The 15,546-nt window shown below is 47.1% G+C and carries 15 protein-coding genes; 3 read left to right on the plus strand and 12 right to left on the minus strand.

Annotation, left to right across the window (positions count from 1 at the left end; all coding sequences use genetic code 11):
* Window positions 1-104: 104 nt before the first annotated feature.
* Entirely contained in the window at window positions 105-308 is a 204-nt protein-coding gene (locus VV1_RS16815; RefSeq protein WP_011081315.1) for a DUF2986 domain-containing protein, read from the plus strand.
* An 80-nt stretch (window positions 309-388) separates the two neighbouring features.
* Here the strand turns inward: VV1_RS16815 and VV1_RS16820 are convergent, their stop codons facing one another.
* Entirely contained in the window at window positions 389-2,005 is a 1,617-nt protein-coding gene (locus VV1_RS16820; protein WP_011081316.1) for a methyl-accepting chemotaxis protein, read from the minus strand.
* Between the two features lie 505 nt (window positions 2,006-2,510).
* On the opposite strand from VV1_RS16820, the gene VV1_RS16825 reads away from it, so the two are divergent.
* Window positions 2,511-3,839 (plus strand): anaerobic C4-dicarboxylate transporter, encoded by a 1,329-nt coding sequence (locus VV1_RS16825; protein WP_011081317.1) that lies wholly within the window; start codon window positions 2,511-2,513, stop codon window positions 3,837-3,839.
* 118 nt (window positions 3,840-3,957) lie between these two features.
* On the opposite strand, the gene VV1_RS16830 is transcribed toward VV1_RS16825, so the two are convergent.
* The 7 genes from VV1_RS16830 to VV1_RS16860 all read right to left on the minus strand — a co-directional run bounded on the left by VV1_RS16830 (window position 3,958) and on the right by VV1_RS16860 (window position 9,723).
* A complete protein-coding gene (locus tag VV1_RS16830) occupies window positions 3,958-5,235 on the minus strand; it encodes a tetratricopeptide repeat protein (protein WP_011081318.1) in 1,278 nt (425 codons plus the stop codon).
* Window positions 5,235-5,873, minus strand: coding sequence for an energy transducer TonB (locus tag VV1_RS16835; RefSeq protein ID WP_011081319.1), 639 nt, complete (start codon window positions 5,871-5,873; stop codon window positions 5,235-5,237). Before VV1_RS16835 ends, VV1_RS16830 begins: the two co-directional genes overlap by 1 nt.
* The gene (locus VV1_RS16840; protein ID WP_011081320.1) at window positions 5,873-6,277 is read right to left on the minus strand and encodes an ExbD/TolR family protein; all 405 of its coding nucleotides are present in this window, start codon (window positions 6,275-6,277) and stop codon (window positions 5,873-5,875) included. Before VV1_RS16840 ends, VV1_RS16835 begins: the two co-directional genes overlap by 1 nt.
* Window positions 6,274-6,831 carry a MotA/TolQ/ExbB proton channel family protein gene (locus VV1_RS16845; protein WP_011081321.1) on the minus strand — a complete coding sequence of 186 codons (558 nt, stop codon included), beginning with the start codon at window positions 6,829-6,831 and terminating at the stop codon, window positions 6,274-6,276. Before VV1_RS16845 ends, VV1_RS16840 begins: the two co-directional genes overlap by 4 nt.
* 5 nt (window positions 6,832-6,836) lie before the next feature.
* The gene (locus VV1_RS16850; RefSeq protein WP_011081322.1) at window positions 6,837-8,204 is read right to left on the minus strand and encodes a MotA/TolQ/ExbB proton channel family protein; all 1,368 of its coding nucleotides are present in this window, start codon (window positions 8,202-8,204) and stop codon (window positions 6,837-6,839) included.
* Window positions 8,205-8,972 carry a DUF3450 domain-containing protein gene (locus VV1_RS16855; protein ID WP_011081323.1) on the minus strand — a complete coding sequence of 256 codons (768 nt, stop codon included), beginning with the start codon at window positions 8,970-8,972 and terminating at the stop codon, window positions 8,205-8,207.
* A gap of 262 nt (window positions 8,973-9,234) precedes the next feature.
* A complete protein-coding gene (locus VV1_RS16860; protein WP_011081324.1) occupies window positions 9,235-9,723 on the minus strand; it encodes a LabA-like NYN domain-containing protein in 489 nt (162 codons plus the stop codon).
* 125 nt (window positions 9,724-9,848) lie between these two features.
* On the opposite strand from VV1_RS16860, the gene VV1_RS16865 reads away from it, so the two are divergent.
* The gene (locus VV1_RS16865; RefSeq protein WP_011081325.1) at window positions 9,849-10,280 is read left to right on the plus strand and encodes a DUF4174 domain-containing protein; all 432 of its coding nucleotides are present in this window, start codon (window positions 9,849-9,851) and stop codon (window positions 10,278-10,280) included.
* 6 nt (window positions 10,281-10,286) lie between these two features.
* Here VV1_RS16865 and cobA read toward each other — a convergent pair whose 3' ends face one another.
* From cobA to nirB, 4 genes are all read right to left on the minus strand, one after another.
* A complete protein-coding gene (gene cobA, locus VV1_RS16870; protein WP_011081326.1) occupies window positions 10,287-11,045 on the minus strand; it encodes a uroporphyrinogen-III C-methyltransferase in 759 nt (252 codons plus the stop codon).
* A gap of 167 nt (window positions 11,046-11,212) precedes the next feature.
* A complete protein-coding gene (locus VV1_RS16875) occupies window positions 11,213-12,070 on the minus strand; it encodes a formate/nitrite transporter family protein (RefSeq protein WP_011081327.1) in 858 nt (285 codons plus the stop codon).
* Window positions 12,071-12,222: 152 nt separating this feature from the next.
* A complete protein-coding gene (gene nirD / locus VV1_RS16880; RefSeq protein ID WP_011081328.1) occupies window positions 12,223-12,546 on the minus strand; it encodes a nitrite reductase small subunit NirD in 324 nt (107 codons plus the stop codon).
* Between the two features lie 14 nt (window positions 12,547-12,560).
* Window positions 12,561-15,122: a nitrite reductase large subunit NirB gene (nirB, locus tag VV1_RS16885; RefSeq protein WP_011081329.1), complete on the minus strand. Its 2,562-nt coding sequence runs from the start codon at window positions 15,120-15,122 to the stop codon at window positions 12,561-12,563.
* Window positions 15,123-15,546: the final 424 nt, after the last annotated feature.

Genomic DNA, 15,546 nt, shown 5'->3' on the forward strand with positions numbered 1-15,546 from the left:
CAATTTTAGGTCTGTTCGAGAATTGTTTTCATTTATCTAAATCAAACTCGCTTGTACTTTTCAGCACAAATGATTATTCTCTGCCACCTTTAACGGGGGCAAACATGAACCGCAAAAAGAAAATCAATCAAATCTTAAAATCCAAGCAGAAAAAGCAAAACGCTAAACTGCACAAAAGCAACAAGCCTCGCTATATTTCCAAAGCAGAGCGCGCCAAGTTAGATGCAATGGAAAAGTTAGACGCAATGGAAAATGGCGCAGACGCAGAGCACTCAGCCGAGGCTGAAACGCTTAACGCCACAGAATAGCAAAACCGCTCAAATTGAGCGGTTTTTCTTTCATTCTCTTTTTCGTTTTTTCTTTTATTTCAGGGTAACTTTGAACAGGCTTACACCTTAAAGTAACGCAATTGGTCATTCAAAATTTCAGCTGCAGCGGCCATCGACTGGCTTTCTTGTGCAAGTAACTGGGACGATTGCATCACTTCATTCGCAGCTAAGTGAATACTGGTGACATTTTCCGTCATCTCATTCGCGACCAAGCCTTGTTGCTCAGAGGCTGCGGCAATTTGCGCCACCATATCATTGGATTTCACCAACTCTTCAACCATTAGAGACAGCTGTTTTTGCGTTTCAATCGTAATTGTCACACTTTGCTCAACTTTGCTGTTACTGCGCTCCATCGCTTTGACGGTGCGTGCGGTACGTTCGGTTAACTGATCGATGGTTTGCTGTACCTCCGTGGTGGATTGCTGAGTCCGTGAGGCCAAGTTACGCACTTCATCCGCCACCACCGCAAACCCACGCCCTTGCTCACCAGCACGCGCCGCTTCAATCGCTGCGTTGAGCGCGAGCAAATTTGTCTGCTCAGAGACCTCACGAATCACGCTAACAACAGCACTGATTTCTTGTACGCCTAATTTCAGTTCCGTCACCAGTTGATCGGCGGCTGAAATTTCCTGAGAGACGTGCGAGATCGTCTCTGCCGTTTTGCTCATCGATTCCCCACTTTGTTCTGCATGCGTCGTCACCACACCCGTCGTATGCGCAGTGTTTTCCGCGTTGTTGGCGACATCAGCAATCGTGGTGCTCATCTCTGTCATCGCCGCTGAAAGCAGTTCTAACTGAGCGTGTTGACTGCCGACACTGGTTGCGGCTTCTTCACTTGCCTGAGCAATATTCTGTGCCATCGACGCCGATTGTGCGGAAGCCTCATGAGCCGCAATTAAGGTGTACTGCAGTTTCTCCAGCATTCGATCGATTTCATTGCTCATCACTCCAAGTTCGTCTTTGCGTTTTGCATTCAAACGGACACGAAGATCACCATCAGCAATGTTATTGGTGTTCTCAATCAATCGATTAAGAGGTAGGACGATGTTGGAAGAAATAACGTACCCCATCGCGAGAAGAACCGCCGCCATCAAACCCGCAACGATGGCCGCCTTAGCCATTTGCAGGTAAAACGCTTCGTGAATATCAGCAACCAAAATGCCCGAGCCAATGATCCAGTTCCATTCAGGCACCAGCGTGACATAAGAGATTTTCTCTTTTAGTTCACCTTGAGGGCTTTTCCATTGATAGTCGAGAAAACCTCGCCCTTGCGTGGACGTCACGCTCGCCATCTCTCGCCAATGAAATTTACCCGCGCCATCTTTAAAATCCCGAGCACTCTTCCCATTGAGTTCTGGCTTAACAGGATGCACGACGACCTGCAGTTGCGGCGTGGTGATCCAAAAATAATTATCCTCATCGTAGCGCAACTGATTCACCGCCTCTTTCGCTTGCGCCTGCGCTTCATCCAAACCAATTTCTTTGGCTAAAGTGTGATAATGCTCTATCAGACTCGCTACCGTTTCGACTTGAGCACTGAGTTTGCTTTCCCGTTCAGCGAGGGATGTTTTTCGCTGTTCATTGAGGTTATAGAGTGAAGTGACCGCGATTAATAACGCCGCGAGTAAGACAAGCGATAGAAGTTTGTACTTAACAGACAAATTACTTAATTTCATTTAAGCATCCATTTTTATAAATAAAGCCAACTGAGTCATGTTTTTCTGAAACGCTGATTTTTACCTGTTTAATTGAATAGACAAAGGATGCATATCACGATTTTAACCACATGTTATCTATGGGTTTCATAAAGTCAGTTTCAATCACGTTCTTATGCAAATTAGTAATCAAAACCGTTAGCTTTAATGGCAATTTGAAGCACAAATCACTAAACAAAAAGAAAAATACGGGCCACATATTACAAAAAGTAAACACGCAACTAAGTGATTGTATAAAACATAGCCCGAACACAAATTCACCATTGTTAACTCTATCTGTTTAATCTCTCAATTATCCATTAACAGCTTTCTTACCTGACCTTTACGAACGCCCGATTTTCCGTGAGTTAACACCGAGAAATTGCATTCCAAAATTGCATAAAAGTGTTATGTGAACCGCGTTTACTATTTTTTTTGTATAACGCGAGAGAATGAAATCACCAATATTTCGTTAAGGATAAACAATATGTTGTATTTGGAATTCCTGTTCCTTTTGCTGATGTTATACATCGGCTCTCGATACGGCGGTATCGGTCTTGGGGTCGTTTCCGGCATTGGTTTGGTGATTGAAGTTTTTGTTTTCAAAATGCCTCCAACGTCCCCGCCAGTCACGGTAATGCTGATCATTTTGGCGGTCGTGACCTGTGCGTCTATTTTGGAAGCGGCGGGCGGCTTGAAGTACATGCTGCAAGTTGCAGAAAGAATGCTGCGCAAAAACCCGAAACGCGTTACCCTCATTGCCCCTTTTGTCACCTACACCATGACATTCATGTTGGGTACCGGCCACGCGGTTTACTCAATCATGCCAATCATCGGTGATGTTGCACTGAAAAATGGCATTCGACCTGAGCGTCCGATGGCAGCCGCATCCGTTGCGTCACAAATCGCGATTACGGCCTCGCCAATCTCAGCGGCGGTGGTGTACTACCTTGCACAGCTTTCTGATATCAATCATGAGATTACGCTCCTTTCTATTCTGCTTGTGACCGTGCCAGCGACGCTGTTTGGTACGTTGCTGATGTCACTCTACAGCATGAAACGCGGCAAGGAGTTGGAAGACGATCCTGAGTATCAAGCACGTTTGAAAGATCCTGTTTGGCGCGAGAAGATCCTCAACACCACCGCGACATCGTTGGATGAGCATCTACCTGCAGCAGCACGCAACTCGGTTCTACTGTTCATTTTGTCAATTTTGACCATTGTGGTTATCGCGATGATTCCTGAAGTTCGAATCATCGGCGAAGGCTCGAAACCCATTAGTATGGCCGTCGTCATTCAAATGATGATGCTCTGTTTCGGCGGTATCATTTTATTGGCAACCAAGACCGACCCACGCAGCGTGCCAAATGGCGTGGTATTCAAATCGGGCATGGTTGCGGCAATTGCCATCTTCGGTATTGCCTGGATGTCTGACACCTACTTCCAATACGCGATGCCGCAATTCAAATCGGGCATTGTGGAGATGGTAAACAACTACCCATGGACATTCGCACTGGCGCTGTTCATTGTTTCAGTCGTGGTGAACTCTCAAGCCGCTGTGGCGCGCATGATGCTTCCTGTCGGTCTTGGTCTGGGTTTGGAACCGGCCTTGTTGGTTGGCTTAATGCCTGCCCTATACGGCTACTTCTTTATTCCAAACTATCCGTCAGATATCGCGACGGTGAACTTTGATAACACGGGAACCACCAAAATTGGTAAGTGGTATTTCAACCACTCCTTTATGTCGGTTGGTTTGATTGGCGTGATTGGCGCGTGCTGTTTAGGCTATCTGCTAGGACAGATGATCATCGGTTAACCACCGTGTTGTAAGCTATAACCCATAACGACAAAGAGCGGATATCAAGCCTGAAATGATACCGCTCTTTTTTTATTTGTCGCTAAACTTTATTTGTCGCTAAACAGTGAGACGTTAGCTAGGAACGTGAATCGGCGCTTTTGTCGGCGAGCACATTGCGTTGTTGAGTGATATGCTCACGTTCGCTTACTTGCTCACCCTTCGCTTTATCAAGTTTGGCTTCACTGCTTTTCAGTTTGTGACTCAAAAACTTCAACCAATTCTGCGTCTGCTTTGTAGAACGTAAAGCATCCGCTTTTTTTGCTTGTGCGTACGCCTGATCAATTCTTTCAAGTCGATAGAGCGCATTTATCTTGAGTAACTGCGCGTCGAACTGACGCTTTGGATTATCCATTTCAGCCAAAGAAATCAGCACTTGTTGATAGCGCTGCAGCTGGTTTTCCAATAGCGCCACTTCCCACTGGTACTGGCTCTCTTGTTTTGCTAACCGTTGCCAAAGTTCGAGCGCTTGTTGCCACTCTTTTGCCGCTTGCCAATACTGGGCTTGCAACTTGATGAGCTTAGGATCTTGCTGTGAGTTCTCAATTCTGGCCAAGGTTTGTGCCGCTTTTTGATAGATACCTTGCGCTGCATACAAATAGGCCAGTGATTTCGTTTCCGCCTCGTTGAGTTCAAGCCCTTGCAACTCTATGAGTGTCAGCATATCGAGCGCAGATTTCTCCTGCCCTAGGTTTAAGTAAGCGTTGTAGGCTTGTAGCCACCAGTTTTTATTCGACGGCTCAAGAGCGATGAGCTGCTTGGCCAACGGAATCACGGACTTCCATTGTTCTAACTGAACATGAGCGGCAAGCGCTAGCGAGAGAATCGTTGTATCTGGTTTTTTCTCAACCCGCTGAAACCCTTTTGTCGCAACAATGGTCTCACGCCAGTTTTCAACACTGTATTGGGCTTGCACGAGATAACGCCAAATTTCGGCAGCACTCTCATTTTCAGGCACCTGTTTTAGCAGTTTGTTGAGCTGAGGAATCGCTTTTTTATAATCACCTTGCGTCAGATAGAGTTGCGTCAACATGCGTCGCGTGACCCACTCTTCTTCAAACGTGAATAATTCGAACGATAGCGCTTTCTCTAACGAGGCAATCGAACGCGTGAATTGCTCCGCTTGCCAATAGTAGATCCCCAACAATTTTGACAGCGCTGCCACATCATCCGGCCGAGAGACCTCTGCGCTATTGAGCTTCGCGATGGCATCCGCGAGCGCATTATTGTCTGCAAGCTGTTGTGCATTTTGCATCACGCGTGCGGTGTACTGGCTGACATTGGTACCAGAGGCCGCCAGAACGGCGGGTTGCCATAACCATTGAGTGAGCAGTAATGTCAGTATCCGTTTTTTCATCACTGTGCCATCTTAAATTCTATCTTAGTGGTATAGCCGTAAATGGTTTGAGCTTGTCCATCCACAATCTGTGGCTGGTAGCGCCAACGCTTAATTGCATCCATCGCATTTCTCTCAAAAAAACGCGCTGGCTGCGCTTCCACCACTTCAATGTTTTTGGTTCGCCCTGTTTCATCAATATCAAATTTGAGTATGACATAGCCTTCAATACGACGCTTCTTCGCCTTAGCCGGATACACCGCCTCTACCCGACTTAATGGCATCAACTGTTTGGTGGTATTGCTGGCGTTTTGCGTCGGCGCACTGACCGTCGCTGGGATAGAAACCGCCAAACCACTGACATTAAAGCGCATATCAATATTGGGCGTCGCAACCTGTGTCGACGTCACTTGCATCGGCGTTTGCGTCATTTTCGGCGTTTCCGGTTGTGGCGGCTCAGGGATCTCGGGCGGCGGTGGAACACTACGCTGCCTTCTCGTGACTTCGGTATCCTGCTCTACCATCACCATGTTGAAACTCAGTGAAGGCGTCTGATCGATTGCTTGCTTTTTGCCGCTATTGACGAGCAACGCCATGGCGGAAAACAAGGCAAAGACCAGCGCTAACGCCACGGGAAACGCGATCACAAGACGCATCATTACGATTTCTCCGCCGCTAATGCGATGTTTTTCACCCCAGCGGCTTTGGCTGCGTCCATCACTTTAACGACGACGCCGTTGTAGGCGTATTCATCCGCTTGAATCACGAGCGAAGCATCCGGCTGTTCAAGCAACAGGCGTTCAATGCTCGCTTGTACGCGCTCTACGTCCACCATACGTTTATCGATATAGATGTCATTGGCAGCGGTGATCGCAACGAAAATACCCGCATCTTTCTGCGCCGAAACGTTGGCCGCTTGAGGGCGATTCACTTCGACACCAGACTCACGCACAAAGGAGCTCGTGACAATAAAGAAAATCAGCATGATAAACACAATATCGAGCATTGAAGTTAGGTCAATTTGTGCTTCGTCGCTTTTACTTTGACGTCTGCCTAATCTCATGAGTCACTCCTCAAAGACTGCTCTAATTTCACTTCTCGGTTTTGGCACAGTTTTACCAAGCGAGCGTGAACAAACATACCTACTAACGCTGCCACCATGCCCGCCATCGTTGGCAAGGTGGCCAATGAAATGCCAGAAGCCATGAGCTTTGGATTGCTGCTGCCTTGTGTCGCCATGACATCAAACACGGAGATCATGCCTGTCACGGTGCCAAGTAAACCAAGCATCGGGCAAATGGCCACCAGCACTTTGATAAAGGCCAAGTGTTTGAATAACTGCTGATGCGCGTCATCTAACCACGCTTCTCTTTGCGAACGAGCAAACCATGAAAGGTGATCGTGTCGCATTTGCCATTTTTGCAATGTTTCTGCACGTAAACGAGGGTAAGCACAGTAGATAAACAGCAATTTTTCGATGGTCAGTAGCCAAAAGATCACCGCGACCGCCGCTAACCACCAGAGCACTTCTCCGCCTTGTTGCATGAAGGAATAGAGCGCATTCCACCATGAAGATGAAGTCAGTAGTTCTGGCCAAATATCGGAATGAAGGTCCATGATGATCACGCCGCGTTGCCGACTTTATCCATGGTAGGCGTGAGGCTGGGTAACTGCTGCTCTGCTTGTTGTGCCACCAAACCAATGCCTTGCTTTTCAAGGATGCTGCGAATTTCTTCCGCCCAACCACTGAGCACGTTATGTGCGAGCAACAACGGCATCGCCGCCACCAAGCCTAGCACGGTGGTGACCAACGCCATCGAGATGCCGCTGGCCATGACTTTTGGATCACCGTTACCAAATTGAGTGATCACTTGGAAGGTTTCGATCATACCGATCACCGTACCAAGCAGCCCCAACATCGGTGCCAAAGCCGCCAACAATTTGAGCATCGAAAGCCCTTTTTCAAGCCCGGTCTGCTCATCCACTATGGTCTCTAACAAGCGCAGTTCTAGAGCTTCGACACTACGTGGCCTGTCTTTGTCATACACCGCAAGCACACGGCCAAGCGGATTATTACCTAACTGATTCGGCTGTTTAAGTTGAAGACGAATTTTGCTCTTGGTGGTCAGCAGCAGAATACCGCGATACAAAGCGATAACGAGCCCCACCGCAAGCAAGGCAAAGATCACTTTGCCAACCACGCCACCCGCTGCAAAGCGATCGGCAAGGCTTGGCGAATGCGCGTATTGCTCGAGCAACACCCCGCGAGTGGGATCAATCAACACAGGTGTCATTGAAATCTCGTGCTGTGAACGAAGCGTGTCGAGTGTCGGCGCGCCTTCAGGAAGTTTGGCATAAGGAATCGCAAAACCTTTGTCGCTATTCCAGTTAACGAAACCTTGCGGTGCAAGCAAAGCGAAATTCCCCAACGCCATAACATCAGTGGGTTCAACCACACCTTCAGCATTGATAAGCCTTACTTGAAGCGCTCGCATTTCACCGCTTGCCACAATTTGTTGCTGCATGACATGCCAAAGCGTTTTAAGTTGCGCTATATCGGGCAGCGATTGTGCCGCGACAATTTGATTGACCGTTTCAACTTGTTCTGTTTGTCCAATCGAGGTGACTGCGTCGTTGAGATCGGCTTTGAGTTCTTTCGCGTGCTGGCGAACAACACCAAATAACTCGCCAAGCGAACCCGTTTCGACACGAAGCTCTTCTTCTAAGTGTGACAAGGTCACTTCGTTATCGCTGAACTGGCTAGAAAGCTGCGCGTTTTTCTCTTCCAACGTCGATTTTTGCTGTTCCAGTTGGCGTTTTAACTCGGCCAATTGTTGCTCTTGGCTGAGAAACGCATTTTCACGCTGTTGGTTTTCTGCCTGTTGTTGGCGGCTTTCTTGCGTTGCTTTTGGCACTAATTGCGTTTGAGCGAATGATGGGAGGCTTAACGAAACGAGTAAAGCGAGTGAGATTAATCGACATTTGTTCATTTACTTGGCCTCCGCTGTCGCTAATGCAACGGGCATATTCAACATCGCGGGCGCGACTTTTTGAGCGGCAATATCAAAGGCACGATTGACATCTGTGCTAGAAATGGTGGTTAGCGATAACCAGTGACGTTGGTTTTGATCCCAATACCAGAACTGATTGGCATTGAGAGTGCGAGCAATAAGCGACACGCGACCAAGATGCAGTTGTTCCACCTCAATCTGCTTACCATCGGCGAGCGTAATAGGAGCTTGGTAAGCAGACAACTTGCTGCCGTAATCCAACTCAATTTGATACGCCTCTAGAATGCGGCGAAACTTTTCTGCATCCGCCACATCAGCGCGGACCATCATCTGTTCCAGTTTTTCAATACGCTCTTGGCGTTGCTGCCATTTGATCGGCATGTCTTGATTGATGGTTGTTTTGAGCGTGTCCAGCATGTCATACATTAGCGGTACAATGCCTTGACGAGTCACTTGAATGTCTTGAATCTGTTTTGCTAGGCTGCTCTTTTCTTGTTCTTGGTTGGCAATCATGCTGGTCAAGTGACGCTGATAGAGCTCTAGGTTACGAACTTCTTCCTTTAGGATTTCAATCTCTGCTTGCAGTAACTGACTTTTATCGGCACTCGCATTTATAACGCTTTGGCTCTTACTGGCCGCGGTATGAGTACGATTTTGAATTTTCTGTGCTTGTTCAAGGTCGTTACTCATCGCGCCAGAACTTACGGCCCAAAGAAGTAACGCAGCACCTGCTTTATATCCAGACATAGACGTTTTTGTTACCTAAAGTGACTACCAAAACAATAAATGATATTTATTCGCATTATCAATGCGGCGCATTGTAACGGAATTTTCTCGCAATACCAAATCGTATGAATAGTAAATCCGTGTTTATTTTGCCATCTCCAACGTGTTGTCGACCGTTCGGCTGCAGCGGCATGAGTAACGCGAAACCAGTGTCGCGCAATCCTTAGCAAGCGGTACCTAAAAAGAGCTGCTAAAAACCTGACCTCAATGGTGTACCCGTATTTTAAGGCAAAAGTAACTCATCTTCGATTGGGATATATTTGTCTACGACCGCTTGTAGGTTTTGTGCTGTTAAGCCCGGCACGCCATAAACCGTGACCTTTTTGCCAAACTTTTGCTGAATGCGTTCAACAAGGATTTCAAAATCGCCGTCGCCAGATAATAAAATGACCTCATCCACCATTGGCGCATGCTCAAAAGCGTCTAACGCGAGGCCCACATCCCAATCCCCTTTTGCACTGCCATCCCAGCGTTGAATAAATGGCTTCAGTTTTACGTCAAAACCAATACCCCGCAAAATGTGGTGAAACTGACGTTGACCCGGATCCTTACTTGAAATCGCATACGCATGAGCGACCACCACTTGTTTACCCTGGGTGGCCGACTGCCAAAAACGGTTGTAATCGAAATGTTTGCGGTACTTTTCTTTGCAGGTGTAATAAATATTCTGAACGTCGACAAAAATCGCCACTTTACTGGTCATAACACGCATTTACTCTCTAAAAAATGTAGCCCTAACCCTATTCGATAGCCGGCGAAAAAGCGAGGCGAAAAACGAAATTAATCCATTTAGCTATGCTTACGTATAGTAAGTAAAACATCTTACGAGGGAGCGGTATGCGTTATTGGTCGATCGTCTTAATTTTATTCAGTGCTCTGGCTCATTCGTATCCGGCTGATTCCGAAAAATGGCAGCACAGGAGCATTATGTTTTTTGCCCCGTCTCATGATCAGTATGTTCAACAATTTTTGCTGGAAACCCTGATGGAGGAGTGCTCTTTGCAGGAACGCGACATCGTTACCTTAGTTATCAAAGAAGATGGCAGTACCGTTCCCGTTTGGGCACAAGACGCCTTTGATTTAAGTGTACTAAATGCGTTTTATGATATCCCAAAAGGTCAACACACCGGGATTTTGGTCGGCAAAGATGGACGGGAGAAGTTACGTTGGGGCGAAAAAACGGATTGGACATTGTTGAAAAAGGTGATTGACCAAATGCCTCTTCGCCAGCAAGAAATGCAGCGGAATCCAAGCCGCTGTGCAATATAAAGGACGTTAAAACCACTTGAGTTTGTCATGCAGCGAAGTCACGCTGCCGACCACGATCAACGCGGGACTGATTGCTTGAGTGGCCAATTCAGGGAGTTGTGTTAGGGTGCCCGTCAATACGCGCTGTTCGCGACGGGTGCCATTTTCAATAATCGCGCACGACGTTGACGCATCCAACCCGTTTTCAAGCAATTTCTCCGCGATATAGCGGCACTGCTTTAACCCCATATAAAACACCAAAGTGTTGTTGGCCTGCGCCAATGATGGCCACTCTATCTCTTTGCCATCTTTTTGAATGTGCCCAGTAATAAACTGCACGCTTTGCGCGTGATCTCTGTGGGTAAGTGGAATACCTGCATAGGCCGTTGCCCCCGCCGCTGCGGTGATGCCTGGCACCACTTCGAAACGCACATCATGTTCCGCTAACTCTTCAAGCTCTTCTCCACCACGACCGAAGATGAACGAATCGCCCCCTTTCAAGCGAACCACGCGTTTTCCTTCCAACGCTTTTCTCACCAGAATTTGGTTGATCTCTTCTTGCGGAACACAATGAAAATCAAGCTTCTTACCCACGTAGATCATTTCCGCCTTTTCGTTGGCTAACGCGAGAATTTCCGGTGAAACCAAACGATCGTATACCACCACTTCCGCTTGTTGAATCACTCGGTAACCCTTGACCGTGAGCAAATCCGGATCGCCAGGGCCTGCGCCGACAAGAGAAACAAAGCCTTGATTTTGCAATGAGGATAAAGAAGTTAGCGTCATGGTTGAGCCTATTGAATAAATTTGATGATAAAGAGTACCACTCAGCGCCTCTCTGTGAGGGAAATGTTTACTTTTTATCAGCAAAACGAGTGAATGATGGTTGCTGTGTTGGCGGTTTTCTCAGAGTTGAATCGTCGCCCTGAGGGAACACCTCAGGGCGATATGGTTTATTTGATGCTCAGCGCAGGTTCTGCATTGATTTCAGTTTGCTTTTCAGTCACATCAATCGCTGGTGCTGTTTTCGCATGAGTCAGGTACAGTGGAATACAGGTGAACAGCAAGCCGCCTACGATGTTACCAAGAATGGTTGGGATCAGGTTGAAGTTCAACCAAGTCGCGATACCAAAATCCGCACCCAGCATCATACCTAGCGGGAATAGGAACATGTTCACCACCGCGTGTTCGAAAACCAACGCAAAGAAGATAAAGATAGGTAGCCACATTGCCGCAATTTTACCTGCAACGGTACGTGCAGAAAGGTTACCAATCACGCCCAGACACACCATCAAGTTACACAAAATACCGCGCACGAAACAGGTGATCCAGCCGTCAGCACCTAGGTTTTCAAAACCGACTGTACGAGCAGTGGCAGCCTTGATAAAGGTTTGACCGACCGCATTTGGTTCAACACTGAAGTTCATGGTTAGCGAAAGCGCAATCAAAAACGCCACAAGCAGTGAACCAATCAAGTTGCCCAGACCAACAAGGCCCCAACAACGTAAGATACGGCCCCAAGTAATACCTGGACGGTTTTCAAATTTGGCTAACGGTGCAAGACCAAAAACACCTGTCACCAAGTCGTAGCCCATAAGGCTGAGAATACAGAAACCCACAGGGAACACTAACGCGCCCACAATGCCAATGCCTGTTTGCGTAATGGTGGTAATCGCCACCACAACCGCCAACGACAGAATGATACCTGCCATCATACCGCGTAAAACCAAATCGCGGGTCGAGGTTTTTACTTTCGCTTCACCAACATCAATCATGGTTTGTACGAATTCTGCAGGTCTTAAGTCAGACATAATGCGTCCCTTTATAAAAGTTAAAATTAAAAGTGAAAGATTGAATAGAGAAAGGCTTCCTGTTCTATATCGTCTTTTCCCTACAAAAATCCGTTAAGGGAACAAGAAACCTTTGTGCTATTGAATCTCTTACCAGCTTACCTAACGCTTAGCTAAGCAGAGATTTCGACAATGCCGTTATTGACGCGCGCTTGGTATGCTTTGATGTTAAAACGTTCATCTTCCATACACGCACCGGTTGCCAAGTTAAAGCGCTGCTTTTTCAGTGGACTCGCAACCCAAAGCTCGCCTTTGTGCTCGGCGATCAAACCGCGAGATAACACGTTTGAGCGCGCAAATGGGTCCATGTTACTGATAGCAAATACCTGCTCTTCTTCACTTGGTCTAAACAGCGCAATTTGCTGCCCATTGACCAAGGCACAAACACCCGTACCTGGAATAATGTCGTTAATATCGCATACTTGTTCAAAAGCCATGTTTGCTTCTCCTATTATTCCGTTACCGCTACGTGCAAGATGTCACCTTTCAACTCTGGGTGTTTCTCTGCAAACGTTGCTGGGCGATGTTGTTGACGCTCTGAAACAAACACAACGTTTTCATCACGCTTGTCTGAGTTAATAAAGTGCGCAAAGCGTGTTAGCTGAGCTTCATCGTTAATGGTTTCATTCCATTCACAGCGATACGCTTCCACCAATTTCGCGATGTCCGCTTCCAACTGTTCATTGATGCCTAATTTGTCTTCAACAATCACTTGGCGTAGGTAGTCCACACCCCCTTCCATGTTGCCTAGCCACACAGAGGTGCGCTGCAGTGGCGCAGAAGTGCGGATGTAGAACATCATGAAACGGTCGATGTATTTGATCAGCGTTTCTTGGTCTAGGTCGCTCGCAAGCAAATCAGCGTGGCGAGGCTTCATACCGCCATTACCACACACGTACATGTTCCAGCCTGCGTCTGTGGCGATAATACCGAGGTCTTTACCCTGCGCTTCAGCACATTCACGCGTACAGCCTGACACACCAAATTTCATCTTGTGCGGAGTGCGGATGCCTTTGTAGCGGTTCTCGATAAACACGCCAAGACCTACCGAATCTTGAACACCGTAACGACACCAGGTTGAACCCACACAGGTCTTCGCCATGCGCAGTGCTTTGGCATACGCTTGGCCAGTCTCATAGCCAGCGGCAATCAGTTTTTTCCAGATAGCTGGAAGATCGTCTTTTTGCGCACCAAACAGACCAATACGCTGAGCACCCGTTACTTTGGTGTAGAGATTGTATTCCGCCGCCACTTCCGCCAACACTTTTAGTGCCTGTGGCGTCACTTCACCACCCGCCATACGTGGGATCACCGAATAAGTGCCGTCTTTTTGCATGTTGCCAAGGAAGTTATCGTTGGTGTCGTGCAGCTTCACTAACTGAGGCTTCAGGATGTGCTCACCCCAGCATGACGCCAAAATTGACCCCACCGCTGGCTTACACACTTCACAGCCATAGCCTTTGCCATGTTTTGCCAACAGTTCATCAAAGGTTTTGATCTCTTCGATGCGAATGAGGTGGAACAGCTCTTGGCGAGAGTAAGCGAAGTGCTCACAGATATCGCTTTTCACTTCAACACCCGCTTTTGCAAGCTCAGCGTTTAGTACCGAAGTAACCAGTGGAATACAACCACCACAGCCAGTGCCTGCACCGGTAACCGCTTTGATGTCGCCGATGGTGTGATGACCGTCAGCCACCGCTTGCGCAATCTTGCCTTTAGTCACATCGAAACACGAACAGATCACCGCAGAATCTGGCAGTGAATCTGCGCCGAGTTTTGGCTTCTCAGCACCAGCGTGCGCTGGCAGGATCAAGGTATCTGGATGCTGTGGCAGCTCAATTTCATTCAACATCAGTTGCAGTAAGTCACCGTAATCCGACGTGTCACCTACCATTACTGCGCCGAGTAATTTCTTGTTGTCTGCTGAAACGATCAAACGCTTGTAGACTTCAAGCTCTTCGTTTTGATAAACGTAGCTCTTACAACCAGGAGTACGGCCATTAGCGTCGCCAATCGAACCTACTTTGACACCCAGCAGTTTGAGCTTGGCAGACATATCCGCCCCTTCAAACTTACTGTCAACGTTGCCTAGCAGGTGATCCACGGCAACGGTGGCCATTTTGTAACCCGGCGCAACCAGCCCATAGAACATCTTATTCCATGATGCACATTCACCAATGGCGTAGATATTGCTGTCTGTGGTTTGACAGTGATCGTTAATTTCAATACCGCCACGAGGTGCGATACCAAGGCCCATTTGGCGAGCCAGTTTGTCTTGAGGACGAATACCCGCAGAGAATACGATGAAGTCAGTCTCAAGCTCAGTGCCATCGGCAAAGCGCATCACATTACGTGCTTGTTCACCTTCCGCTGCGATTTCCAAGGTGTTTTTACTGGTATGAACTTTCACGCCCATACGTTCGATTTTTTGACGAAGTTGGTCACCACCGGCTTGATCCAGCTGTTCAGCCATCAGTTTAGGGGCAAACTCGACAACGTGTGTTTCCATGCCCAAAGCTTTTAGCGCACCCGCCGCTTCCAAACCAAGCAAACCGCCGCCAATCACCACACCGCTTTTGCTCTTCTTCGCACATGCTTCGATGGCTTTTAGATCCTCGATGGTGCGGTAAACAAAGCAATCTTTACTTTCATTGCCTTTGATTGGTGGAACAAATGGGTAAGAACCTGTCGCAAGAATCAGCTTATCGTATTGAATTTCACGGCCCGAACTCGAATACACCGTTTGTTTTTCACGGTTAATATTGATCGCGCGCTCACCTAACAACACTTTGATCGCGTGCTTTTCATAAAAGCCGGTTTTCACCAATGAGAGTTCATCAGCAGTGTGATGTGAGAAATAAGAAGAGAGATGGACGCGATCGTACGCAACGCGTGGTTCTTCACAAAATACGGTGATGTCGTACTGAGAAACATCCGTTTTATCAACCAGATCTTCGATATAACGGTGGCCGACCATCCCGTTACCGACAATCACTAGCTTCAACTTGCTCATAATACTTCCTAAGGGTTAGGTTCTTATCTGAGCGCATTGTTAATTATGAAAGAAAATGAAAATATGATGTAAATCAATTACGAAATTAAACTACCCTAAAGGGGTAGATACTTTAGGGTTAGATGAATAAACCCTTGAAAATGTGGGGTTGGACACTTTTTATACCAAGATGTACAACGATATTTAGAAAAGAAGATCGTTTTAAAGCAAACTTTGTGTAATATTTTTTCACAACTTACCCCAACTTATTGGCCGTCAGTGATCAAAAACGAACAATTGATACGATCGACATCACGATACCAATGTAACTATTTGTTTCAAGTGTTCTATTTTTCACACCAAGTTGAAGCGAATCACCTTTTAATAATCATTTTGTTAATATCTCTAAAGCTTTGATTCAGGTCATAAATGCAACGATTATTCG

This window comes from Vibrio vulnificus CMCP6, from assembly GCF_000039765.1.
Classification (GTDB): domain Bacteria; phylum Pseudomonadota; class Gammaproteobacteria; order Enterobacterales; family Vibrionaceae; genus Vibrio; species Vibrio vulnificus_B.